This window comes from Stenotrophomonas sp. C9D9 (genome assembly GCF_056491205.1).
The window spans coordinates 1690065-1714713 of record NZ_JBSZIF010000004.1; the positions used below are offsets into that span (position 1 = coordinate 1690065).

The following is a 24649-nucleotide window of genomic DNA, read 5'->3' on the forward strand; positions in this document are numbered from 1 at the left end:
GCCGCGCGAAGCGCGGCACGGACGTCATCGATGTCGGTATGAAAAGCAGCCGAGCCTGGCTATGCCGATCGTCCTGATCGGCACCCTCCGGGCCGTCGCAAGCGACGTTGGCAATGGCTCCTGCCATTGCCTTCGGCTCTACAAAAACGCAGATATCAGGCGTTTGCGGCGTTCAAATCGACTACCCGCCCGCCCACCACCACCTGCTGCAGGCGCAGCTCGGCGTCCAGCACCACCAGGTCGGCGCGGGCGTCGGGCGCGATGCGGCCGCGATCGTCCAGGCCCAGGTAGTCGGCCGGGAACGTGGAAACCCGATGCGACGCGTCGGCCAGCTCCAGGCCGACCCGCACCAGGTTGCGCAGCGCCTGGTCCATGGTCAGCGCGCTGCCGGCCAGCGAACCGGTCGCCAGGCGCACGCAGCCGCCGCACTTGTGCACGCGCTGCTCGCCAAGCGCGTACTCGCCGTCGGGCATGCCGGTGGCGGCGGTGGCATCGGTTACTGCGTACAGGCGCGGAATCGCACGCGCGGCCAGGCGGATCACGCCGGGATGGATATGCTGCAGGTCGGGAATGATCTCGGCGTACTGCGCATGCGCCAGCGCCGCCGCCGCAATACCGGGGCGATAGTGATCGACGCCGGTCATGCCGTTGAACAGGTGGGTGAAGCCGGAGGCACCGGCCTGCAGCGCGGCCACGCCTTCCTCGTAGGTGCCGGCGCTGTGGCCAAGCTGCACGCGGATGCCCATCGCCGAAAGCGCAGGTATCAGCGCGGTGTGCTCGCCGATTTCGGGGGCCAGCGTCATCACCCGGATCGGTGCCAGCGCATGCAGCAGTTGCACCAGCGCCAGCGTCGCCTCAATGGTGCGGTTGGGCTGCGCGCCCAGGCGCTGCGGGCTGATGAACGGGCCTTCCAGATGCACGCCGGCAATGCAGGCGGCGTCGGCATCGGGCGCCGCCATGGTAGCGGCCACACCCTGCAGCGCGTGTTCGATCTCGTCCAGCCCGGCGGTCATGGTGGTCGCCAGCAGCGTAGTGGTGCCGAAGCGCAGATGGGTGCGGGCGATGGTGCGTGCCACGTCGCCGCCCTGCATCAGGTCCACGCCGGCCGCGCCATGCACATGCAGGTCGATGAAGCCGGGCAGGATCACCGGCAGCTGCAGGTCGTCAGCGCCGCTGTGGTCATCCACCTGCAGCTGGCGCACGTGCGAATCGAAGTGGACGTGCCCGCGCCGCCAACCCAGCGGGGTGAGGATGCGGCCATGCAGGGTGCGGGTGTCGGTCATGCGGTGGGCTCGGTGATGATCACTTCGATGCCCAGCCGCTGCAGCCCTTCGCGGGTCGCATCGTCGATGCCGGCGTCGGTGATGATGGCGTGGATCTGATCCAGCAGGGCGATGCGGTGCAGGCTGACGCGGCCGAACTTGGAGGCATCGGTCAGCACCACGATGCGGCGCGCGCGCTCGACCATGCGGTGGTTGAGGCGGGCTTCGGCCTCGTCGTGGGTGGTCAGGCCGAACTGCAGGTCCAGGCCGTCCACGCCCAGGAACAGGGTGTCGAAGCTGTACGAGTTGAGGCTGGCCTCGGCCTGGCTGCCCTGCAGCGACAGCGACTGCTGGCGCAGCAGGCCGCCGGTCAGCAGCACGGTGATGCCTGCGGCATTGGCCAGTTCCCAGGCGATGTTCAGGCCGTTGGTCATCACCGTCACGTCGCGATGCGCGCGCAGGTGGCGGGCCAGGGTCATCGTGGTCGAGCCGGAGTCGATGATGATGTTGTCGCCGGGCTGCACCAGGCGCGCGGCGCGCGCACCGATCGATTCCTTCAGCGGCAGGTTCAGTGCGTCCTTCTCGTGGATGTCCTGTTCCTGCGGCGGCGTACGAACGAGCGTGGCACCACCGTGGGTACGGTTGGCCAGGCCCTGCGACTCGAAGTGGGTCAGATCGGCACGGATGGTCACCGCCGACACGCCGAAGCGCTCGACCAGATCGGCCACCTGTACCGAGCCGTGCTCGATCAGCAGCTGCAGGATCTGTTGCCGGCGGGAGCGGGTGTTGCGCATGGCCATTCTCGGTTTCGCGGGAAAAGGTAGAGATTAGCCGTTCGCAGGAACGCCGGCAGCCGAACCTGCGCTCTGCACGCGGGTGCCGGCCTGGTTGGCGCTGCAGGCGCGGGCGTACTCGCCCAGGCACAGGCCGATGCGGTGCTGCACCAGGGCGGTGGGGGTGTTGACCAGGCGGCCTTCGCGCACGGCGCGGTACTGCTCCGGCAGGTACTGGCTGAGCAGTACCAGCGGCGGCGCGTGCTGCTCCAGGTTGTCGAACAGGGTCTGCACCGCCTGCACCAGCGCCGGCTCGCCCCAGTAGTAGCGGCAGCGGTCGCTGAAGGAGTAGCTGCGCAGCAGCCGCAGCGCGGCGTCATCGCCCTGGTAATAGGACTGCCAGTACTTCGGCTGCGCCACCATCACCTCGTCCAGCACCTGCGGCAGGCGCGAGCACTGTGCGGCCGGCAGCAGTTCGGCTTCGATCGCGGCCAGCGCGAACAGCGCCTCGCGGTAGGCGAAGGTGGCGGCCGGGCCGACCTTCAGGATGGCGAAGTGGTCGCGTACCAGCGCGTGCAGGCCACTTTCGCGCTGGTAGTCGGTGGAATGCGCTTCGAACACGATGCGCGGCTGCTGTTCGAGGAAATCGGCCAGCGCACTGGCGGCGGCCGGGTCGTATTCGTGCACGCTGCTGTGGTCGAAGTCCACGCCGGGCTGCACCACCATCGCGATCACGCGCTGCCACGCGTCGCGCAGCTGCGGGGTATCGAACGCCTGCTGGTGGATGGCCAGGGTCTGCGCGGCGGCGGCCGGCGTGGTCACCTGCAGGCCTTCGGCCAGCGAGGCTTCGCCACCGGGAATCGGCACTTCGGTGCCGATCACGTAGACCGGCGGCGGCAGGCCGTGTTCGGCGGCGGTGCGCTCGGCGATCTCGGCCAGCTCGGCCGAACGCGCGGCGACGATGGCATCGGGCAGCGGCACCGGGTCGTCGGCGCAGGACATGCTGCAGTCCAGGTGGATCTTGTGGAAACCGGCGGCGACGTAGGCTTCGATCAGCACGCGCGCGTGGGTCATCGCTTCGGCCGCCGGGCGCTTCTGCCAGGCATTCGGGCCGAGATGGTCACCGCCCAGGATCAGCCGCTCGCGCGGGAAGCCTTCCTCATCGGCCAGCGTGCCGACGTAATCGCGGTACTGCGGCGGGGTCATGCCGGTGTAGCCGCCGAACTGGTCGACCTGGTTGGAGGTGGCCTCGACCAGCAGCACGGTGCCATGTGCCTGCGCCACGTGCATGGCTGCGCGCAGCACCTGCTCGTTGCTGCAGCAGACGCTGTACAGGCCGACGTTGGCACCAGCGCGGTGGGAGGCAAGCAGGGTCTGCAACGGGGACATGGTCAGGCTCCGGACATCAGGAAAACGAGGGTTGGCAGGCGAGCAGGGCAGCACCACGTGCGCCGCCGGCATCGCCAAAGCGTGGCGGCACGATCGGTGGCACCTGCACGCCCTTGAACAGATGGGCGGCGATGGCGGCGGGCAGGTGCTCGTAGAGCGGCGCGTACTGCGAAAGACCGCCGCCGAGCACGATCACGTGCGGGTCCAACGCCAGCACCAGCGCGGCCAGGCTGTGGCCGAGCAGGTCGCGATGGATGTCCAGCGCCTTGCGCGCGCGCGCATCACCGGCTTCGGCCAGGGCGATCACCGCACTGGCGTCGGCGGCGCTGCCACCAAGGTGGCGCTCGATCATCGCCACGCCACTGCCGGACACATAGCGCTCCACGCAGCCCTGCAGGCCACAGGCGCAGTCGATCAGCGGCAGGCCGTGGCGCTGCAGCAGATGCCCGGGCACGCTCCAGTGGCCCCATTCGCCGGCCAGCCCGTTGAAACCGGACAGCAGCCGGCCCTGCAGGCAGAAGCCACCACCCGCACCCGTGCCGAGGATGGCGCCGAACATGCTGGGGTAGCCATCGGCGGCGCCGCCGTGCGCTTCGGAAAGGGCAAAGCACTGCAGGTCATTGCCGAAATGCAGTGGGCGCTGCAGCCGGGCCTGCAGATCGGCGGCGACGCTGTGGCCGGTCAGTGCCGGCACGTTCGCACTGAGCTGGCGACCCGTGCGGCGATCACGCACGCCGGGCAGGGCGATGCCGATGGCCGCATCACTGCGGCCAAGTGCAGCGTCTGCCTCGGCCACCAGCGCCACCACCGCCTGCAGGAAACCGTCGTAGTCGCCCTGCGGCGTGCTGACGCGACGGCGCCAGGTGACCTGCATCGCCGCATCGCACGCCACCAGCTCGATCTTGGTGCCGCCGATGTCGATGCCGTAGCAGGCGTGGGCGATCAGCTCAGCCATGGTGGATGGTGACGCCCTTGACGACGCGGTTGACGGTGCCGTCCGGGAACGGGTTGTCCGGGGTCAGCCCGAGCGCGGCCGAGCGCTGCAGCGCGAACAGCTGCGCGAAGCCCAGCCATACCGGCGCCAGCCACGGATCGTCCAGTGCCGGCACGATCAGGGGGTATTCGTCATCGGCGCCGATGTCCGAATGCGGGCCGATCGCCAGTACCTGGCCGGCCACGCCGTCGCGGCGCAGCTCTTCCAGCAGGTCCTGTTCGTAGCGGCGCGCCAGCGGCTGCACGCTGCGCAGCACCACCACCAGGGTGTTGCCGTCCAGCGTCGATTTCGGGCCATGGCGGAAGCCCAGCGGGGTGTTGGCCAGCGCCAGCACGCGGCCGGCGGTCAGCTCCAGCACCTTCAGCGCGCACTCGCGTGCCAGCGCTTCCAGCGGGCCGCTGCCGAGGTAGATGATGCGGTTGAACGGGCGTTGCGCCAGCGCCGCCACCGGTGCATCCCACTGTGCCTGGCCTTCGCGGGCCAGCGCGGCGATCTGCTTCAGGCGCGCCACGCGCGCATCCCACGGCGAACGATCGAACACGGTCAATGCGGCCAGCAGCATGCAGGTCAGGCTGCTGGTCATGGCGAAGGCACGGTCGCAGCTGGCGGAGGGCATCAGCAGGGTGCAGGTGTCGGCACGGCCGGCGCCACGACGGGCCAGTTCGCCATCGGCGTTGCAGGTGATGTCGAGGAAGCGCGCGTCATCCACGTCGCTGCGCACGCGGTCCACTGCCGCCACGCTCTCCGGGCTGGAGCCGCTGCGGCCGAACGAGACCAGCAGGGTCGGGCGGTCGCGCTGCAGGTACAGCGCCGGGTGGGTCAGCAGGCTGGTGGTGTGCACCACGCGCACATCAGCTGGCCACTGCGCGTTGATCGCGTCGGCCACCATCTCGGCAATGAAGCCGGAGCTGCCGGCGCCGGTGAACAGCACGCGCTGGTTGGGATCGTTGAGGCTGTCGCCGAGGAAGGCCTGCAGGCGGTCGCGCGCACGCGACAGGTCCTGTGCGAGGGCTTCCCACAGCGCAGGCTGCTGGGCGATTTCGGTAGCGGTATCGGCTCCGCCAAGGCGCTGCCAGGCGGACACATCGGAAAGCAGGGTGACGTCCATTCGGAGGTTCCAGTTGGGCCAGCGCACCATCTGCGTTTTCTTTCGAAATGTCAAACATCGAAAGTAAAAGGAAAGAAAATGGGTGAGTGACTTTCCGCGTCGCGAGGTGCCCGGGAAAACGAAAGGATCGACGAAATGCCGTATCGCACAACGCTTAACAGGCACCTGCAAGCGCTTACACAAAGTATTGCGACGCAACAACTTTCGTTTCAATGGAATATATCTTCCTTTTTCCTTTCAATTTGTTGACATCTTTCGAATCGCTGCCCTAGAGTCGGCCCAACCGCTTTCGAAACGCCCGGTGAACGGGTTGGGAGTCCGCGTGGAAAACTGCGTTCGTCGCTCGCCGCTGATGCTGGCCCTGTTGCCGGCATTGATGCTGGCGTCCATGCCGGCCCGGGCCGAGCCGGTCGGCAACCTGCGTTCGGTGGCCGCCAGCGACAGCCGCGACGGCGTGCAGGGCTGGGACCTGCAGACCGACAAGGGCGCGCGCATCCGCATCGAGCTGCCGGCCACCGACATCATCCGCGTGCAGGCCGGCCGCAACGGCAAGCTCACCGGTGCAGGCGACAAGGCCGCGCCGATCGTGCTGCCGCAGCCCAAGGCGAACGTGCAGGCGCAGCTGGAAGAAGACGCGCAGGAACTCCGCGTGCGCACCGATGCACTGGTGCTGCATGTACAACGGCAGCCGCTGCGCCTGCGCCTGGAGCGGCTGGACAACGGCCAGCCCACCGCCCTCTGGCAGGAGCTGCAACCACTGGACCTGGATGCCACGCAGAGCGTGCAGGTGCTGTCCTCGCAGGCCGACGAAGGCTATTACGGCGGTGGCCAGCAGAACGGCCGCTACCAGTTCAAGGGCCGCGAGCTGGAAGTGTCCTACTCCGGCGGCTGGGAAGAGGGCGACCGCCCCAGCCCGGCACCGATGCTGCTGAGCAGCCGCGGCTGGGGCATGTTGCGCAATACCTGGAGCGATGGCAGCTACGATCTGCGCGAGCCCGACCAGGCCACGCTGCTGCATCGCGAAGACCGCTTCGATGCCTATTACTTCGTCGGCGCCGATCTGCCGAAGCTGATCGAACGCTACACCCAGCTGACCGGTCGCCCCAACATGGTGGCGCGCTGGGCGCTGTCCTACGGCGATGCCGATTGCTACAACGACGGCGACAACCGCAAGAAGCCCGGTACCGTGCCTGAAGGCTGGAGCGACGGCCCGACCGGCACCACGCCGGATGTGATCGACAGCGTGGCCAAGCAGTATCGCGCCAACGACATGCCTGGTGGCTGGATCCTGCCCAACGATGGGTACGGCTGCGGTTACAAGCAGTTGCCGGAAACGGTGAAGGGCCTGGCCTCGTACGGCTTCCGCACCGGTCTGTGGACCGAGAACGGCGTCGACAAGATTGCCTGGGAAGTGGGCAAGGCCGGCAGCCGCGTGCAGAAGCTGGACGTGGCCTGGACCGGCAAGGGCTACCAGTTCGCGATGGATGCCAACCGCCAGGCGTTCAACGGCATCCTCGACAATTCCGATTCGCGCCCGTTCCTGTGGACGGTGATGGGCTGGGCCGGCATCCAGCGTTACGCGGTGGCATGGACCGGCGACCAGAGCAGCAGCTGGGACTACATCCGCTGGCACGTACCTACCCTGGTCGGTTCGGGGCTGTCCGGCATGGCCTACGCCAGCGGCGACGTCGATGCGATCTTCGGCGGCAGCGCCGAGACCTTCACCCGCGATCTGCAGTGGAAGGCATTCACCCCGGTGCTGATGGGCATGAGCGGCTGGTCGTCGAATGCGCGCAAGCACCCGTGGTGGTACGACGAGCCCTACCGCAGCATCAACCGCGATTACCTGAAGTTGAAGATGCGCCTGACCCCGTACATGTATGGGCTGGTGCACGAGGCTGCGCAGACCGGTGCACCGCCGGTGCGTGGCCTGATGTGGGACAACCCGCGCGACCCGCACGCGCAGGATGAAACCTACAAGTACCAGTTCCTGCTCGGCCGCGACCTGCTGCTGGCGCCGGTGTACCGCAGCCAGGCGGCCAGCCGTGGCTGGCGCCGCGACATCCACCTGCCGGCCGGCGGCTGGATCGACTACTGGGACGGCCGCCGCGTGCAGGCCACCGCCGATGGCCGCCAGCTCGACCGCCAGGTGGACCTGGCCACGCTGCCGGTGTTCGTGCGTGCCGGTGCGATCCTGCCGATGTACCCGTCGATGCTGTTCGATGGCGAAAAGCCACTCGATGAGGTGACGTTCGACCTGTACCCGCAGGGCGATTCGCAGTACACGCTGTACGAAGACGACGGCAACACCCGCCGCTACCAGCAGGGCGAATCGAGCACGCAGCAGATCCGCGTGCAGGCGCCGGCACAGGGCAGTGGCCCGGTGCAGGTGCAGATTGACGCCGTGCAAGGCCAGTACAACGGCCAGCTGGCGCAGCGTCGCTATGGTCTGCGTGTACTCAGCCGGCAGGCGCCGCGTGCGGTGCAGGCTGGTGGCCGTGCGCTGCCAGCTTTGGCCAATGCCGCCGCCTTCAACGGCGCTGCTGAAGGCTGGTATTTCGATGCCGCCGAACGCCGCGGCACCCTGCATGTGCGCACGGCCACACAGGACATCCGCCAGCCGCTGCAGCTGCAGCTGGACTTCGCAGTCGCTGCCGCAGCCGCCGATGACGCCTATCCGGCGGCGCCGGTGCTGGGCCGCGAACTGCCGGCCGACAGCCTGCTGGTGGTCAACCGCCCGGCCGAAGAACCCGGCCATGCGCTGGAAAATGCCTTCGATGATGATCCGGGCACCTGGTTCCGCAGCGTCCGCAACCAGGCCGTGCGCACCGGCGCGCATGAGTGGGTGATCGGCTTCGGCGAGCGGAAGATGATCGATGGCATCGACATCGCGCCGCGCAACGACAAGAACTGGAAGCACGGCCAGGTCCGCGACTACGAGGTGTACCTGGGTGACAGCAATGGCGAGTGGGGCGAGCCGATCGCCCGCGGTCGCCTGCAGCTGAAGGAAGGCGTGCAGCGCATCGACTTCCCGGCCCACGCCGGTCGCCTGCTGCGCTTCCGCGTGCTGAGCGTGCAGAACCCCGAAGGCGACGGCGCCAGCAGCACCGACCCGATGGTGACCGCCGCACAGGGCAGCGCCCGCGCGTTCGATGCATTGCAGCCGCGCGATGTCGGCCCGATCGCACTGTCCACCTTCCACATTCTTGAACACCAGGAACCGGAGCGACCGGCCCGGCAGCGCTATCTCTCCGAGCTGCCGGTGCCGGCCGCGCTGGCCAGCCAGGTGCGCACCGACCAGTCCTTCCGTGGCGACGCCGGCATGCGCATGAACGGGCTGCAGTTCCGCCGTGGCCTGGGCGTCGGCGCCAACAGCCGCATCGACCTGCGCCTGCAGGGCGGCTGGCACCTGCTGCGCGCCGACCTCGGCATCGACGACGCCTGCCGCAACGCCGGTGGCCTGCAGTTCCAGGTCTGGGGTGACAACCGCCTGCTGTACGACAGCGGCCTGGTGAAGGCGCCCGGCGTGGTCAAGCCGGAGCTGGACATCCGAGGCCTTTCCACCCTGAGCCTGCGCACGCTGGGTGCGCAGGGCAGCCAACCCGCCCAGGTCTGTGCCAACTGGGCCAACGCCGTGCTGATCGGCCAGGAGGGCGACTCCGCCAGCATCGTCGCCCCATGACTCCCTCGTAACACCGCTCCTCCCCCCGCCCATTCCGACTACGGCCCTCATGGCCGTGGCCCGGGAGCGTTTTGCCCGCCGAACGCCCACGCGCTCACTTTTTGCGCCGCACCCCTGCCAGGAGAGAACCCCGATGTTGCCCGCCCGCCACCACCGCCCCCCCTGTCGTTCGATCGCTCCGCTGTCGCTGGCCATCGCCGGCGTGCTGCTGTCGGTCGCCGTTCCTGCCTTCGCCCAGGAGAGCAAGGACAAGGCCACCGACCTGGCCCGCATCGAGGTCACCGGCTCCAACATCCGCCGCACCGACGTTGAAACCGCGTCGCCGGTGCAGGTGATCAGCAAGCAGGACATCCAGAACATGGGTGCGCGCACGCTGCTGCAGGTGCTCGACAACCTGCCCGCCGCACGCCCGGCGCAACAGGACGCGCGTTCGCTGTTCACCGGCTCCGACGGTGCCTCGCAGGCCAACCTGCGTGGCCTCGGCGCACAGGGCACGCTGGTGCTGCTGAACGGTCGCCGCCTGTCGTACTACGGTGCGCCGGCCGGCTTCCAGACCCAGTTCGTCAACATCGATGCGATCCCGGCCGCGGCCATCGAGCGCATGGAAGTGCTGACCGACGGCGCCTCGGCGGTGTACGGCACTGACGCGGTGGCCGGCGTGATCAACGTGATCACCAAGCGCAACTTCCAGGGCGCCGAGATCAGCTTCACCAACGACACCTCGTCGCGCATCGATTCCTACGGCGAGCGCCAGGCCAGCATCACCGCCGGCTTCGGTGACCTGACCGAGAACCGCTTCAACATCTACGGCGCGGTGAACATGTACCGCCGCGACGCGATTCCGCTCAGCGACTTCTACGACAAGCGGCCCGACCAGTACTACGTCAACAACCCGAACTACCTCAACAACCTGCGCCTGGGCGTAGGCAGCAAGCCGGGCGAATTCAACCCGGGCAGCTACTTCGCGTTCGATCCGGTCACCGGCCGTCGCGTGCAGGAAGCGGCACCGGGCTGCAAGAACGTGCTGACCAGTGAAGCGGCCGGACCGCGTTGCGTCTGGGAAACCTGGATGAACAACGAGATCGATGCCGGCGCCAAGTCCGAGCGCAACACGGCCTACCTCAACGGCACGTTCCTGGTGGGCGACAGCACCGAGATCTTCGCCGAGGCGACCTACACCGACATCGACCTGCGTGCCAACGGCGGCACGCCGCGCACCTACGGCACCACCACCGGCAACCCGACCAGCTGGTTCTCGCGCAACACCGGCAACAACGTCAACCAGTTCCTGTACCCGTTCCTGGGCCCGAACAACGAGTACAACCACGCCAGCCCGGAAATGAAGGCGATGATGGGTGGTGTGGTCGGCCTGAACTACCTGCTGCAGGATGCCGGCCCGAACTACTTCGGCCAGCGCAACACCGACAAGAGCTACCGCGTGCTGGCCGGCGCGCGTGGCGACGTGGGTGACTGGAACTGGGAGACCGCGTTCGCCAGCGCCGGTACGCATTCCACCACGTACCAGACGATCAACGTCAACATCAAGGGCTTCGAAAAGGCCTTCGGCCCGTACTCGATCGATCCGACCACGGGTCGCGTGATCATCTCCGACCACCCGGCGTACAAGTTCGGCGAGATCAGCGACGCCAACGCTGCGCTGATCCGCGAAGCATTCCCGACCTTCGACATCCAGTCGTGGACGCGCCTGCACACCCTGGACGGCAAGATCGAAGGCCCGCTGTTCCAGCTGCCGGCCGGCGAGATGCGCGCCGCGTTCGGCTTCAACGCCAGCCGCGAAACCTTCTACACCCCGGGCAACGCCGATGCAGCCAATGGCCTGATTTCCCAGCAGGGCGGCTCGTGGTTCGACGGCAAGCGCAACACCTACGCGCTGTTCGCCGAGACCGTGGCACCGATCACCGACAAGCTGGAACTGGATGCCGCGGTGCGCGTGGACAAGTACCCGAACTTCAGCGCCAACGTCGCGCCGAAGATCGGCTTCAAGTACCAGGCGTTCGACCAGCTGATGCTGCGCGGTACGTACTCCACCGGTTTCCGTGCACCGAGCCTGGCCGAGTCCGGCAACGGTGGCGTGTTCGCTCAGCTCGGCGGCTTCCGTGACGAGCTGCGCTGCAACGAGACCAACGCCATCGCCAACCTGTTGCTGAAGTCGCAGCGGCCGGGCGATGTCGATCTCGGCAAGACCCTGCTCAACGTCGACTGCAGCCGCACCGTGGCGCGCATGACCCAGCCGAACAAGGACCTGAAGCCGGAGAAGGCGAAGATCGCCACCCTTGGCTTCGTCTACGAGCCGGCGAGCTGGCTGTCGGTGTCGGCCGACTACTGGTTCATCTACCGCAACAATGAAATCGTCGCGCCGGACTATCGCCGCATGGAAGACATCATCTCGATGTCGCGCTCGCCGATCACCGACAGCGACCGTGCCAACCTGGCCCAGCTGGCGGCGATGTGCGCCGACCCGGCCAGCGGCGTGAGCTGCCCGGCGAACCTGCCGGGCTACTCGGCCGGCAACGTGGCCAGCGTGGTGGGCCAGTACAAGAACCGCGGCAAGACCCTGATCGACGGCTTCGACATCGATGCGCGTAGTCGCTTCTCGCTGGGCGACTGGGGCAACCTGAACATCGGCCTGGCCGCCACCATCGCCAACCGCAACCGCTTCTACATGGACGCCGAGAACGGCTGGTACTACGGCGACGTGGTCGGCTACTACAACAACCCGCGCCTGCGTGCCACGCTCAATGCCGACTGGACCTACAAGCAGGTGACCACCAGCATGTTCGTCAACTACGTCGGCGGCACCAAGTGGGCCACCGACCAGGTCGATGAAGTGAGCAACAACAAGGAGACCTGCACCGGCGGCTACCTGGCCCTGCAGAAGAGCAAGTGTGACGGCGCGCCGTCGTGGTGGACCGCCAACATGAGCGTCACCTGGCGCCCGGATGATGCGTGGAACCTGAGCTTCACTGTCAAGAACCTGTTCAACCGCCTGCCGTTCTACGACCCGAACAGCTTCCTGGGTGACTCCAGTGACTACGCAACCATCTTCGGCCGTGGTTACAGTGTGACCATCGGCTACCGGTTCAAGTAATTCCGTTTGCGTGACCTGGCGTGCCGGCTACGGCCGGCACGCTGCCAAGAGGAGAGATGTTTGCCATGAAGCGTAGGGAATTCATCGCGGCCAGTGCCGCTGTCGCCGCCAGCAGCCTGCTGCCGCAGACCCCGGCCTGGGCACGCGGGCGCAAGGTGCGCCTGGCCATGATCGGTACCGGCATGCGTGGCCTGGTGCTGCTGAAGGAACTGGTGCGCCGCGACGACGTCGAAGTGGTTGCCGTCTGCGATATCGAGCCGATCATGCTCGGCCGCGCCGTGGACATGGTGGCCAAGGCCGGCAAGCCGGCGCCGAAGACCTACGGCCAGGACCGCGACACCAATGCGTGGAAGCGCCTGCTGGAGCAGAAGGGCATCGATGGCGTGATCATCGCCACGCCGTGGGAATACCACGCGCCGATGGCGATTGCCGCGATGCAGGCCGGCGTGGCCGTGGGCTGCGAAGTGGTGGCCGGCATCACCCTGCAGGACCACTGGGACGTGCTGAAGACCCAGCTGGGCACCGGCACCCCGTACATGCTGCTGGAGAACGTCTGCTACCGCCGCGACGTAATGGCCGCATTGCAGATGGTGCGCCAGGGCCTGTTCGGCGAACTGGTGCATCTGCAGGCCGGCTACCAGCACGACCTGCGCGGCGTGAAGTTCAATTCCGGCGACCCGAACCAGCCCTACGACAGCGGCGTGGAATTCGGCCCCAAGGGCTGGAGCGAAGCACGCTGGCGCACCGAGCATTCGGTGGAGCGCAACGGCGAGCTGTATCCCAGCCATGGCATCGGCCCGTGCGCGATGTACACCGGCATCAACCGTGGCAACCGCTTCACCCACATCAACGCCTTCGCGACCAAGGCGCGCGGCCTGCATGAATACACCGTGGCCAAGAGTGGCGGCACCACCCACCCCAGCACCAAGGTGAAGTTCAAGCTGGGCGACATCGTGACCACCACGCTGGCCTGCGAGAACGGCGAGACCATCCTGCTGCAGCACGATACCTCGCTGCCGCGCCCGTACTCGATGGGCTTCCGCGTGCAGGGCACCAAGGGCTTGTGGATGGACGTGAACCATTCGATCCACATCGAAGGCCGCAGCCCGCCGCACCAGTGGGAAGAGTTCAAGAAGTACCAGGACGAGTACGAGCACCCGCTGTGGAAGCAGAATGCCGACACCGCTGCCAGCGCCGGCCACGGCGGCATGGACTGGTTCGTCATCCATGCGTTTGTTGAAGCGCTGAAGGCCAAGGCACCGATGCCGATCGACATCTACGACGCGGTGACCTGGAGTGCGATCACCCCGTTGAGCGAGCAGTCGATCGCGAACAGCTTCCAGACGCTGGAGTTCCCGGACTTCACCGCCGGTGCGTGGAAGCAGCGCAAGCCGATCTTCGCGTTCGACGGCAAGTACTGAGGTTTACCCCTTCCATGCTGTGACGGAAACGCCGGGCCATGCCCGGCGTTGCTGTATATGGCGTACTGGCCCCTGTAGCGCCGGACCCACGCTCGGCCGCCTGTTCGGTCGGCCGCCCGCTTTATCAGAAAACTCTGAAATCCGACCCATTCCACAGTTTCTGACTTGAATGTGTAAACCACATCGGAGATAACGTCCCCCGTGCGGTCAGCCCGCATTCCGGACCAGGGACGATCCGAAGCATGACGTGGTGAGGCAACCGCCCCACGTTCTCGTTCCTGCCGGTGCTGTGTTCGTCCAGGAAGGAGAACAGGGATGTTGGAACGACTGAAGACCATTTCGTGTGCCGCACTGGCGATGATCGCGCTGGGGAGCTTGGCTCCTTGGGCTGCGCAGGCGCAGGAGGTGCAGAAGAAGTGGGAGAGCTACCTGTCGATGGGCCAGCCGCGAGCCACGGAAGCGGCGGTGCAGAAGGACATCAAGTCGCTCTTTTCCCAGTACGAGAAGGACAAACCCTTCGATTGGCATGTCAAACGCCAACGCGTCCTTGGAAAGAAGGTCATCTACGATTACCGGGTGAGACCCGAGAAGATCGTTACTACTGACTGGGTCTACACCCACTCAGGGCAGGAGTACTCATCCGAAGATCAGATTCGTAGCGTGATCCTCGCTACCCGCGTCAGCGACCCGCAGTGCCCGGCGACTTCACTCACGGAGGATCCTTGGGTGGAGCTCCTTGGACTTGGCAGGGGCGACGACGGTAGCGTCACCAACGAGGAGAAAAATTTCCATTACACCTTGAACTTCTATCACCAGAGCACTCAAGAATGCTCGTCGATAGTGGGGTGGGAGCATGTGCGCCGGGCCAGAACGGCGCTTTGCCCGAATCGACCGTCCCTGACGTGGAATGAGGGCCTGCAGATGTGCTCTCTGGTCCAGCAGGACGAGCCGCACATGTCGCCCATGCTCTCCTACACAAGCGCGCCGCTGCCGCCGCAGCAGTGCCCTGTGGGCAACCCGTGTGATCCGACTACTGGCGATAAATCCCAGCCTGAGCCGGATTTCAACCTTGGATGGGTGAGCTTCCAACGCCACTATCACTCCCTGACAAGCACGGCGGGCGGCGCGTTGGGTACGGGCTGGACCCATTCCCACAATCTGCGGCTTACCGCAGGCGTGGATGATTCCACTTTCCCTCCAAGCTCCGAACTGAAGGTCGGGCTGGTCGGAGCCGATGGCGGGCAGACGGCATTCCAGAAGGTGGGAGCAGGCTACGAAGCCATGGACGGAAGCGGCGATCGTGCTGTCCAGCAGGGCGCCAACTGGCAGTTGTCACGGGCCGGAGAGCGCATTCAGTTCGATGTCACCGGCCTGATGCAGCGCCGCGATTTCGAAGATGGAACCTCGCTGACATATGCGTATGACAGCCGTGGTCGCCTGCTCAGCATCACCCATTCAACCGGCCGGCGTGTGGATGTCCAGTACCTCGTGCCGGGCGACGATTCAGTGATCTCGGCGCTGGTGGTCGCCGGCCAGCCTGTGGTGAGCTACGCCTATTCCGCGACCGGCGAGCTGATCAGAGCGACTTATGCAGATGGCGCCAGCCGCGCCTATCACTATGAGGACACCCGCTTCCCGGGTTACCTGACCGGCGTGACCGCCGAAGACAACCAGCGCTACAGCTGGTACGGCTACGACCCCAAGGGGCGGGTCACCTGCAGCCGCCATTCAGGCGACTGCAGTCAGGCCGACGTGGGCATTGATGGCGTGCGCCTGGAGTACACCCCGGCAGGCACCACCATCGTCACCGACGCGCTGGGCAAGCAGAGTACGTACGCATTGACCGCCAGCGGTACCAGCGGCCTTCCGCGCAAGGTCAATGGCATCACTGAAAGCAACGGCAGCATCACTCGCGCCTATCTGCCCGAAGGCACCGATTTCCGGCGTCGGCTGCAGTCGGCGACCGACCGCCGAGGTGTCGTCACCAACTACGCCTATGCGGAGGCCAGCGATGCCGCCGCGGGCGCCGTCAGCGTGACCACCACGACGGAAGCGGCGGGTACCCCGGATCAGCGCGTCAGCGAAACGCGCGTGGCCATGGACAGCAATCGGCTGGTGCAGCAGACCGTCGGTAACCGTGAGATCCGCATCGCGCGCAATGCACGCCTCCAGCCGACCACCATCACCGTGCGCGACATGGTGACCGGTGATAGCCGCATCACCACGCAGACCTACTGTGAGGCCGAAGGGCCGGAGTGCCCGCTGGTGGGATCGCTGCGCAGTGTGGATGGCCCGCGAAGCGATGTGGCGGATGTCTCCACCTATGCCTACTACACAGCGGACGACGCGGGATGCGCGGCCAATGTTGCCTGCAGTTATCGCAAGGGCGACCTGCGCAGTGTGACCAATGCGCTGGGCCAGACGGTCGAGACTTTGGCCTACGACGCGTTCGGGCGGCCGTTGTCGGCGAAGGATGCCAACGGCGTGGTCACCGATTACACCTACCATGCGCGCGGCTGGCCGACCTCGTTCACCGTGCGCGGTGCCACCACTGCCGAGGATCGGGTCACCCAGATCAGCTACTGGCCGACTGGCCAGGTGCAACAGATCACCGAGCCTGACGGCAGCAGCGTCACCTATGTCTACGACGCTGCCCAGCGGTTGACGGACATCGCGGACAGTGCGGGCAACACCATTCACTATGCGCTGGACAACGCCGGCAACCGCCTCAAGGAGGACACGCTGGATGCTGCTGGCACCCTTCGTCGCACCTTGGCACGGACCTTCAATACGCTTGGTCAGCTGACCGCATTGAAGGACGCAGGCAATCACGCCACCGGCTTTGTCTACGACGCCAACGGCAACCCGCAGACGATCACCGACGCCCTGCAGCGCGTGACCAGCCAGCAGTACGACCCGCTGAACCGCCTGGCGCAGACCCTGCAGGACGTCGGCGGCGTGGCAGCGGAAATCCGCAGCCAGTACAACGCGCTGGACCAGGTCACCCAGGTCACCGACCCGAAGGGCCTGCACACCACATACGCCTACAACGGGTTCGGCGATCTGACCGGCCAGGTCAGCCCGGATAGTGGCGCCAGCAGCGTCACTGTGGATGCGGCGGGCAACCGCAAGACGGCCACCGATGCGCGCGGCGTCACCGCCACCTATCACTACGATGCGCTCAACCGCCTGATTGGCATTGCCTATCCGGATCCCAATCTGGATGTCGGCTATAGCTATGACGTGGCGCCAGCGGTCTGTGCCGCCGACGAACGCTTTGCCAAGGGACGTCTGGGGCAGGTGCTGCATGCCAATGGCAGCACCCAGTACTGCCATGACCGCTTCGGCCAGGTCACCCGCAAGGTGCAGACCGTCAATGGTGTCGCCAGCACGCTGCGCTATGCCTACAGCAAGGCGGGTCGCCTGGCCGCACTGACCTACCCGGATGGCAGCGTGGCTGACTACGTGCGCGATCCCCAGGGCCGCATCAGCCAGATCGGCCTGACCCGGCTTGGCCAGGCGCGCCAGATCGTGGTGAACAACGTGACCTATGCGGCCTTCGGCCCGGCGACCGGCTGGACCTACGGCAATGGCCGCCAGCTGCAGCGTCCGCTGGATCTGGATTACCGTCCGCAGGCGGTGCACGACCCGGCCGCGGGCGGACTGTCGCTGGGCTACGGCTATGACCCGGTGGGTTCGATCACCGAGCTGAAGAACGGCACAGGCTCGACGGTGCTGGCCAATTACGCCTACGACGCGCTGGGTCGCCTGACCCAGACCCAGGACGGCGCGACCGGCACGCCGATTGAAACCTATGCGTATGACACCACCGGTAATCGGACCGCGCTGACCACCTCGGCAGGCACCGCCAGCTACACCTATCCCGCAACCAGCCACCGGCTGACGGCGGTGGACGGCGAGTCGCGTACCCATGACGCGGTGGGCAACACCACCAGCATCGGCAGCAAGGCGTTCAACTACAATGATGCCAACCGCATGAACGCGGTGAAGCAGGGCAATGCCGTGCTGGAAAGCTACGGTTACAACCATCGTGGGGAGCGCGTGCTGCGTACCCCGGCTGGTGGTGCAGCGCAGATCACGCTGTACGATGAGGCCGGGCAGTGGCTGGGCAATTATTCCGCCACGGGCAAGGCCCAGCAGCAGGCCATCTGGCTGGACAACTACCCGGTGGCGCTGATCAACGCGCCAAGCGCTGGAGTGCCGGAGTTGGCCTACGTCCAGCCGGATCATCTGGGTACGCCGCGCGTGGTGATCGATCCGGTGCGCGATGTGGCGATCTGGGAGTGGAGCAACAAGAGCGAGGTGTTCGGTAATCAGATTCCGAGTGCTGACCCGGATGGCGATGGTGTGGTGTTCGAGCTGGTGCTGCGCTTCCCAGGCCAGCAGGCGACGGATGCGAGTGGGCTGTTCTACAACTATCAGCGGGAATACGACCCGGCGGTGGGGCGGTATTCGCAGAGTGATCCGATTGGGTTGATGGGAGGGATTGGTACGTACCCGTATGCCTCCGGGAAGCCTCTTTCGAAGGTCGATGAAAAGGGGCTGGTCGATGTCTGGGTATGGATGCCACTCCCCTATGAGGGAGGGCTGCCGAGCTATGGAAAGCTGCATTCCTCTTTCGGGCACATATCGACAACTTCAAATGGTGTCGATTACTCATTTGGCCCTGCGGGCAACTCAATAAGTACAAACTATGTTTCATCTCAGCTTAATTTGCGCACTGGAATTAAGCACACAATAGAACTTACACCGCAGCAGGAGTCAAAACTATCGGCATGTCTCGCGAGGCCGCAGGGGGCGTACAGTGCAATAAATAATAACTGCGGGACGCCGTTGCAGAATTGCATGCGGGAGATTGGCAAGGAGCTTCAGCCTGTGAACATGATTCTTCCGGAATCAATAAATCACCTACTTTGGTGGATGTCTGATGAATCAACCATTCAGCGCGGGAAAAGATGATGAAATTGATTCCTTGTATTTTTTTTATCTTCTCAGTATTCACTGTCACCTCTTGCGAGCACAAGGGCAGGGAGGTTGTGCCGGAGGGCGTGATCGAAGTTTATGATTCGGCAGAGGGGGGTGCCGTAATTGGTACAAGTACTACTCCGGTTCCGGTTGTTGGATATGTTTATCCGGACAAGACTCGTTACGTGCTGAAGGTCTGCCATCTGGGTCACATAGGATATGTGCGGGATGGAATACGAGAGCTAAGAGCAACAGTAAACCGGAGCTCATCCTGCCCGGAAACCGCGAGGAGCGCGGACTAGAATTAACTAAGCGGGGCGAAACTGAGATCATCAAGCTGGAGACTGTGGCGAAACAGGCGCTGCCACTGCGTGAATTACCGGGTTGGATATGGGCCAGGGCGTACCCCAGCCAGGTTGGGAAGACACAGTGATGGCAGGGCACCTCGGTGCGGTGAGGCCTGCTGAGGGATGCACGGGGGCTCGGCGCCCCCGCCAACTACACCTGTCCCGCAACCAGCCATCGCCTGACTGCGGTGGACGGCGAAGCGCGCAACCATGACGCAGCGGGCAACACCACCAGCATCGGCAGCAAGACGTTCACCTACAGCGATGCCAACCGCATGAGCGCGGTGAAGCAGGGTGATGCTGTACTGGAAAGCTACAGCTACAACCATCGCGGTGAGCGCGTGCTGCGTACCCCGGCTAGTGGCGCAGCGCAGATCACCCTGTACGATGAGGCCGGGCAGTGGCTGGGCAACTACTCGGCCACGGGCCAAGTGCAGCAGCAGGCCATCTGGCTGGACAACTACCCGGTGGCGCTGATCAATGTGCCGGCTACCGGCGTGCCGGAACTTGCCTACGTGCAGCCGGATCATCTGGGTACGCCGCGCGTGGTGATCGATCCGGTGCGTGATGTGGCGATCTGGGAGTGGAACAACAAGAGCGAAGTGTTCGGCAACCAGATTCCGAGTGCGGACCCGGACGGCGATGGCGTGGTGTTCGAGCTGGCGCTGCGCTTCCCGGGCCAGCAGGCGACGGATGCGAGTGGGTTGTTCTACAACTACCAGCGCGAGTACGACCCGGCAGTGGGGCGGTATTCGCAGAGTGATCCGATTGGACTGGACGGGGGCATTAATACCTTCGCTTACGTTGAGGGAGATCCCCTTCTGGGAGTAGATCCACACGGGTTAGCGAACTCGGGCCGAACCGAGAAAGTTACTGGTGGGCGCCCGACCACTGTTCGAGTGGATAATCCGCATGTTGAGGGGCAACAACGTCACGCCCACGTTTGTGCGAAAGGCTGTAAGGAGATCGTCGTGAACCAGGACGGAAGTGGGAGTCACGGGACGGACCCGGCGGGCCTTTCTGATAGAGTCAAGCAGTTCCTTCGTGGGAAGGGATTTTCGCTCTCGATGTGTGGCGGAGCTCTGAATGTAGCCAAAGAAATTGCTCGCGAGGGATGCGAGCGTGGTGATCCAGTCAAGTGCGACATATTCAAGGCTCTCGGCGGAGAAGTCATAGTGGAAGGAAACGAAGGGGCATGAAATAGATGAAGATTTACGGGAAAAGACAGCTCGTTGATGACCCCGGTCGGCTAGAGGAGGTGGTTCTACAGGTCGGGCCCGCTGAAGCGCGCCTCCTTGCCGCGTTCCTGACTGAGTGTGCTCAGGAGATGGAAAGTAGCGATGCATGGGAGCATCGCCACTTCTCTGATTGGCAGAGAGGTGCGGATGTAGAGGGGGCGTGTGAATTGATCGTCTTCAGGCCATGACAGCCTGAAGCGGTAATCCGTCCGAAGATGAATTAGGCACAGTCTCCAAGTGCAGTCCGGCCGCTCGCCGCGCGTGCTGCGCTCTCCGGCCGGTGGCGAAGCGCAGATCACCCTGTACGACGAGGCTGTATGGTGGATTTGTAACTACTCGGCCACGTGCCAAGAACAGCAGCAGGCCATCTGGCCTGAATGTGCTGGATTGATACGGAAGCTCGAAGTCGGACGGGCAAGTGCGGCCGTTCTCGGCAGGATGCGGGAAATATGCAGATAGTGATTTTCAGATACTCTTCGTCTCACCTACAGTATGGGGCGCAGATGCCCGCTGTGGGTCGGTAGGCGCAATCTTCTTTTCAGTACCACCCTGGCCCTATGAAATTCGAATTTGGTGTCGAGCATTAAGATGAATTTGGACACCTTGGAAAAGGTCTCATCAATATTGTTCGACGAGCTGTGCTCCAAGGGCTTGCAAGAGATTGAAGTGGAGGACGTGTTTTACCGCGTGGTGCCATGGTCGGAACGTCACTCCATGGGCGGTGAGCGGGTGGAGCTTGAAGTTGGAAGTCTTTTCGATGACTACTCTGATATTCAAAGAGTCGCATTGGGGCAGCAGGAACCACTGGCCTATCATCTTTCCGCCCTGGCCTGCCTTCTCTACGAGATAGGGGGGAGGTTGAGTGAAGAAGTGTGATTGCAGATATGCGTGCAGGTTCCGGAGCATCCCATGCACCGTGTGATCGCTGTGAGCTTGAAGGAGAAGCCCAGCAGTGTCTTCGCAGGATGTTCTGCAGCGCGCTGACAGCTCTGTTCGTTGTCGCCGGTCCAGAGTAATCAGTGCAAAGGCTGGAATGGGATGGGTAATCCAAATGACGTGGTTGAATGGACGGTGATTTACCATGGAGCTTGAAGCGAAAAGGGTAGTTTTCTTTTCTCAACAGGATGAACGGTTCTTCTTCGAGTGGATTGGTCGAATCGGCTGCATCGGGAATGTGGTCGGCAGAGGGGATGTCATCTATCTACCCCTGGATCCAGATGCGGTTCTGGAGGAGGAGGTCTGGGAACTGGCTGCACTGTTCAGGAGATATCGGATTCCGCTGGTCCAGCTGCAAATGCTGGAGGCAGGCAGGTACTCTCGAGCGCTGCGCGATGCATTGCGCGAGTAGGGCGCCAAGCGGGAGGCAAGGTGCATGAGCTCCCGCGCTCCTCCACAAAAGAACGCGATCGGTCTGCACGCTCTCGGAGAGATACAAGATGAAAGCCAGGCAGATTCTTCGGTACGGGCTGGCCTACGCGGTGTCGTGTGGAGCGCTCTGGCTGTTCCTGCACATTGTGGGCAGGGCGCTTTACGCCTTCGACTCACATCAGGTTTTCTTCTGGCTGTATGCCGTCAGCCTTCTGTTGCTGGGATTTGGCGCACGGGTTCCCGCCGCTGGCCGCCTGACGATCAGGCGGCTTGCCAAGGGGGCTGGCTTGGGGCTGCTCGCGGGCCTTCTGGCCCAGGTCGTGGTGCTTGCACTGGAAGCCTATAGATTCAGCGGGTTCAGGTCATCGCTGCTCTGGCAGGTACCGGTTTCGCTGACGGTGATGAACGTCGTGCTGCTCACGCCGCTCTGGGGCGTAGTGCTGGTTGCCCTCACCGCCGCATGCCGCCGCGACAACAACCCACATCAGGCCTCGAACCCATGAAGCGACTGACTGCCTTTTGCCTCGTGGTTGCACTGACATCCTGTGCGGCGCATCCGAACCGCACCACGAAGTGTCCGCCGGCCCATTTCACCTATGTCGGCACCGAGAGAGTCGACGGGTTGACCTACGGGCGCTTCCCAGATCACCCACAACGCTGATCAGCCACTTCGGCTGTGGGTGGATGAAAGACGCAGGTTGAACTCAAGGACCGCTCGCGCAGAGATGAGGCGCACAGGCGAGGATGCCTGGCGGCCTTACAACGTGATCCTTGAGGAAATCACACCGGGAGCGATCGGGCTGTCGATCGGGCAGGGTGAACAGCAGAGCGTTTTGTTCGATGGTGATGGCGTATTCCTGCCCGGCCAATCCAGCGCGGACACGGAGTACTCCATCGTGGTACGGGATGCAGCCGGTTGCGAGCGTCGCTCGGCATCGTTCATTCTCTGACGTTCCCGCCGTGTGCGAGATTCACGGGCACCACTCGTTCAGTGGCACCCGCCGCATGCGCAGCGGGTACGCCACAGCGGGCAGCGCGAGCTCAATCGGCAGACCAGCGCTCATTCACCCGGTCCGCCAGCACCAGCTCGGTATCCACCTGCCGGCCATCGCGCAGATAACGGATGCCCACGCGCGTCCCAACCGGGCGCTCACGCAGCAGCGCACGCCAGTCCGCCAGTCTCCGCGTGGCAATCGGCTCGCCTGAAATCATGACGATGCGATCATCCCTTCGCAGCCCGGCGCGCGCACCAGCGCTGGTCGGCGCCACATCGGCCACACGCAGTGCACCGTGCTCGGCTTGCAACCACAGCCCGCTGCGGTCGAAGGCATCGGCCTGCGTGCTTTCAGCGTTGGGCACCAGATAGAGACGTTTGGCATCGTAGTCGATGCCCATGGAGAAGCGCCGCAGCACGCCGCCACCGAGAATCGCGCCATAGTCGGCCAGGGCCAGCGCGCCCTTGTCGGTGCTGGACAGGTCACCGACCAGGCCGGTGACCTCGATGCTGCCCATGCGCAGCACACCGAGCCGGGCCGGTCGCGCGCGGCCCGGGCCTCCGAGGCCCCACCCAAGCACCGCCTCCTCACTGGCGTGGTACTTCTCCAACAGACCATGGGTACGCACGAACGGGCTGCTCAGGCTCAGCGAGTTGCGTGAGCCGGTGTCCAGCCACAACCGCAGCGGGATGCCGTCCAGTTCGCCATTCAGTACCGGTGCGCGGTCATCCTGCTCGAACGGCAGCACCACCGCGTTGGCGGGTGGCTGGTAGTGGCCTGGCCGGGTGAAGCTGAGCACACGCGCGCCATAGTCGAAGGTGGTGACGAAGCGCAGGAAGGTTTCGTAGCCGATGAAGCCATCGTGTGGCACGCCCATCGAGTTGATCTGCTGGCCGAGGTCGATGATGTGGAACACCGGGTTTGCAAGGTGCGCGCCACCGATGCGCAGGTGGCGGGCCTGTGCCAGGCCCAGGTCGCTGGCGTTGTCGCCGGCACCATGCACGCTCAGGCGGCCCGCTGTGGTCAGTCCCAGGCGTTTGGCGGCGATCGGTGTCAGCAGGTTGATGGCGCCGGTGTCCACCAGGAAGCGCGCCGGCTGGCCGTCCACTTCGGCCTCGATGTAGACATGGTTGTTGATCAGGTCGAACGGGACACGGGTGGTGCCGCTGGCATCCTCGATGTAGCTGTCGTCGGCCATCGCTGGTGGTGCATACAGTACATCCGGCACGGGGAAATCCACCCGGTAGCGCTGCACCTGCACGTCGCTGCGCAGTCGCGGATCAGCACGGCCCTGGGCATCGAGCGTATCGGTGATGAGGCGATGGGGCAGCAGCAGGCCATCGACCGCCCGGTAGTCTTCCAGCGTGGTGGCGGTGGGGGTGCGCGCGGAGGCGATGACCACCCGGCCGAGCAGGCCGCTGCGGGTGTCGAACCAGAGTTCGATCGGGTCCGCGCCCTCCGGCGTCGTCGACAGCACGTCATAGCGCTGCCCGTCGTGGGCCTCGGTGCGAGGGCCCGCAAAGCGCGAGGCCGGATAGGCGCTGGACCAGTAGGCGCGGGTGGCCAGCCACGCCTGCGTGCGCGCGGTCCGACGTGGCACGGTGCCATCCAGCAGGCCGACCTCGCCGCCATAGTCGCGCCGCCAGGACAGCTGGCCGTCGAACCCCTGGGCGACGGTGAAGTCTCCCAGTTGCGCCTGTTCGGCATAGCGCCCGGCGCGCAGGTCCTGGTTGAGCTGCCAGCGCCCGTGCAGGCCGCCCACCGACTGCTCGCCCTCCGCCTGCAGGCGCTGTACCGACAGCCACGGCTCGCCGCCACTGGCTGCACGGGCCCGGGCCAGCACGCTCGCCGCATCCCCCACCGCAGCCTGCACGGGAACCGCCAGCATCCACAGCAGGCCGAACATCATCCGTTGCCATCGCATCGCATCACCTTCTTCGTCGGGTCGAGCGTTGATGGCAACGCAGCGGCGGGCGC

Annotated in this window: 14 protein-coding genes and 2 pseudogenes; 10 read left to right on the forward strand and 6 right to left on the reverse strand. The window is 65.0% G+C overall.

The window, feature by feature from the left end; all coding sequences use genetic code 11:
- Window positions 1-155: 155 nt before the first annotated feature.
- The 5 genes from nagA to ACXI0D_RS13135 are packed head-to-tail and all read right to left on the reverse strand — an operon-like array spanning window position 156 to window position 5526.
- On the reverse strand, window positions 156-1283 hold the full coding sequence (nagA, locus tag ACXI0D_RS13115) for an N-acetylglucosamine-6-phosphate deacetylase (protein WP_479642662.1): 1128 nt from the start codon (window positions 1281-1283) through the stop codon (window positions 156-158).
- Window positions 1280-2056, reverse strand: a complete 777-nt coding sequence (locus tag ACXI0D_RS13120) for a DeoR family transcriptional regulator (RefSeq protein ID WP_479642663.1) — start codon at window positions 2054-2056, stop codon at window positions 1280-1282. Before ACXI0D_RS13120 ends, nagA begins: the two co-directional genes overlap by 4 nt.
- Window positions 2057-2089: 33 nt before the next feature.
- Window positions 2090-3424, reverse strand: coding sequence for a D-tagatose-bisphosphate aldolase, class II, non-catalytic subunit (locus ACXI0D_RS13125; protein ID WP_049444144.1), 1335 nt, complete (start codon window positions 3422-3424; stop codon window positions 2090-2092).
- Window positions 3425-3440: 16 nt separating this feature from the next.
- Window positions 3441-4379 carry an ROK family protein gene (locus tag ACXI0D_RS13130; protein ID WP_049444141.1) on the reverse strand — a complete coding sequence of 313 codons (939 nt, stop codon included), beginning with the start codon at window positions 4377-4379 and terminating at the stop codon, window positions 3441-3443.
- On the reverse strand, window positions 4372-5526 hold the full coding sequence (locus tag ACXI0D_RS13135) for an SIS domain-containing protein (RefSeq protein WP_049444240.1): 1155 nt from the start codon (window positions 5524-5526) through the stop codon (window positions 4372-4374). Before ACXI0D_RS13135 ends, ACXI0D_RS13130 begins: the two co-directional genes overlap by 8 nt.
- Window positions 5527-5848: 322 nt before the next feature.
- Between ACXI0D_RS13135 and ACXI0D_RS13140 the strand changes: the two genes are divergently transcribed.
- From ACXI0D_RS13140 to ACXI0D_RS13185, 10 genes and pseudogenes are all read left to right on the forward strand, one after another.
- Entirely contained in the window at window positions 5849-9208 is a 3360-nt protein-coding gene (locus ACXI0D_RS13140; protein WP_479642664.1) for a TIM-barrel domain-containing protein, read from the forward strand.
- A gap of 133 nt (window positions 9209-9341) precedes the next feature.
- On the forward strand, window positions 9342-12317 hold the full coding sequence (locus ACXI0D_RS13145; RefSeq protein ID WP_479642665.1) for a TonB-dependent receptor: 2976 nt from the start codon (window positions 9342-9344) through the stop codon (window positions 12315-12317).
- A 65-nt stretch (window positions 12318-12382) separates the two neighbouring features.
- A complete protein-coding gene (locus ACXI0D_RS13150) occupies window positions 12383-13738 on the forward strand; it encodes a Gfo/Idh/MocA family protein (protein ID WP_101766458.1) in 1356 nt (451 codons plus the stop codon).
- 315 nt (window positions 13739-14053) lie between these two features.
- Complete coding sequence (locus ACXI0D_RS13155) at window positions 14054-18718, forward strand: RHS repeat-associated core domain-containing protein (RefSeq protein WP_479642666.1); 4665 nt, start codon at window positions 14054-14056, stop codon at window positions 18716-18718.
- Window positions 18719-19217: 499 nt separating this feature from the next.
- Window positions 19218-19922, forward strand: a pseudogene (locus ACXI0D_RS13160) (RHS repeat-associated core domain-containing protein); the annotation flags it as partial.
- Between the two features lie 636 nt (window positions 19923-20558).
- Window positions 20559-20681: pseudogene (locus ACXI0D_RS13165) on the forward strand (RHS repeat domain-containing protein); the annotation flags it as partial.
- A 216-nt stretch (window positions 20682-20897) separates the two neighbouring features.
- Window positions 20898-21185, forward strand: a complete 288-nt coding sequence (locus ACXI0D_RS13170) for a hypothetical protein (RefSeq protein WP_158298019.1) — start codon at window positions 20898-20900, stop codon at window positions 21183-21185.
- 205 nt (window positions 21186-21390) lie between these two features.
- The gene (locus ACXI0D_RS13175) at window positions 21391-21657 is read left to right on the forward strand and encodes a hypothetical protein (RefSeq protein WP_101766248.1); all 267 of its coding nucleotides are present in this window, start codon (window positions 21391-21393) and stop codon (window positions 21655-21657) included.
- 88 nt (window positions 21658-21745) lie between these two features.
- A complete protein-coding gene (locus ACXI0D_RS13180) occupies window positions 21746-22180 on the forward strand; it encodes a hypothetical protein (RefSeq protein ID WP_101766247.1) in 435 nt (144 codons plus the stop codon).
- A 261-nt stretch (window positions 22181-22441) separates the two neighbouring features.
- On the forward strand, window positions 22442-22627 hold the full coding sequence (locus ACXI0D_RS13185; RefSeq protein WP_479642667.1) for a hypothetical protein: 186 nt from the start codon (window positions 22442-22444) through the stop codon (window positions 22625-22627).
- A gap of 91 nt (window positions 22628-22718) precedes the next feature.
- Here ACXI0D_RS13185 and ACXI0D_RS13190 read toward each other — a convergent pair whose 3' ends face one another.
- Complete coding sequence (locus tag ACXI0D_RS13190) at window positions 22719-24596, reverse strand: aspartyl protease family protein (protein WP_479642668.1); 1878 nt, start codon at window positions 24594-24596, stop codon at window positions 22719-22721.
- Window positions 24597-24649 lie beyond the last annotated feature (53 nt).

Excerpts from the sequence above, each read along its gene's own strand:
- ACXI0D_RS13175 (WP_101766248.1), top strand. The coding sequence starts at position 21,391 with ATGGAGCTTGAAGCGAAAAGGGTAGTTTTCTTTTCTCAACAGGATGAA.
- ACXI0D_RS13145 (WP_479642665.1), top strand. The coding sequence starts at position 9,342 with ATGTTGCCCGCCCGCCACCACCGCCCCCCCTGTCGTTCGATCGCTCCG.
- ACXI0D_RS13135 (WP_049444240.1), bottom strand. The coding sequence starts at position 5,526 with ATGGACGTCACCCTGCTTTCCGATGTGTCCGCCTGGCAGCGCCTTGGC.
- ACXI0D_RS13155 (WP_479642666.1), top strand. The coding sequence starts at position 14,054 with ATGTTGGAACGACTGAAGACCATTTCGTGTGCCGCACTGGCGATGATC.
- nagA (WP_479642662.1), bottom strand. The coding sequence starts at position 1,283 with ATGACCGACACCCGCACCCTGCATGGCCGCATCCTCACCCCGCTGGGT.
- ACXI0D_RS13130 (WP_049444141.1), bottom strand. The coding sequence starts at position 4,379 with ATGGCTGAGCTGATCGCCCACGCCTGCTACGGCATCGACATCGGCGGC.
- ACXI0D_RS13125 (WP_049444144.1), bottom strand. The coding sequence starts at position 3,424 with ATGTCCCCGTTGCAGACCCTGCTTGCCTCCCACCGCGCTGGTGCCAAC.
- ACXI0D_RS13150 (WP_101766458.1), top strand. The coding sequence starts at position 12,383 with ATGAAGCGTAGGGAATTCATCGCGGCCAGTGCCGCTGTCGCCGCCAGC.
- ACXI0D_RS13170 (WP_158298019.1), top strand. The coding sequence starts at position 20,898 with ATGAATTTGGACACCTTGGAAAAGGTCTCATCAATATTGTTCGACGAG.
- ACXI0D_RS13190 (WP_479642668.1), bottom strand. The coding sequence starts at position 24,596 with ATGCGATGGCAACGGATGATGTTCGGCCTGCTGTGGATGCTGGCGGTT.
- ACXI0D_RS13120 (WP_479642663.1), bottom strand. The coding sequence starts at position 2,056 with ATGCGCAACACCCGCTCCCGCCGGCAACAGATCCTGCAGCTGCTGATC.
- ACXI0D_RS13180 (WP_101766247.1), top strand. The coding sequence starts at position 21,746 with ATGAAAGCCAGGCAGATTCTTCGGTACGGGCTGGCCTACGCGGTGTCG.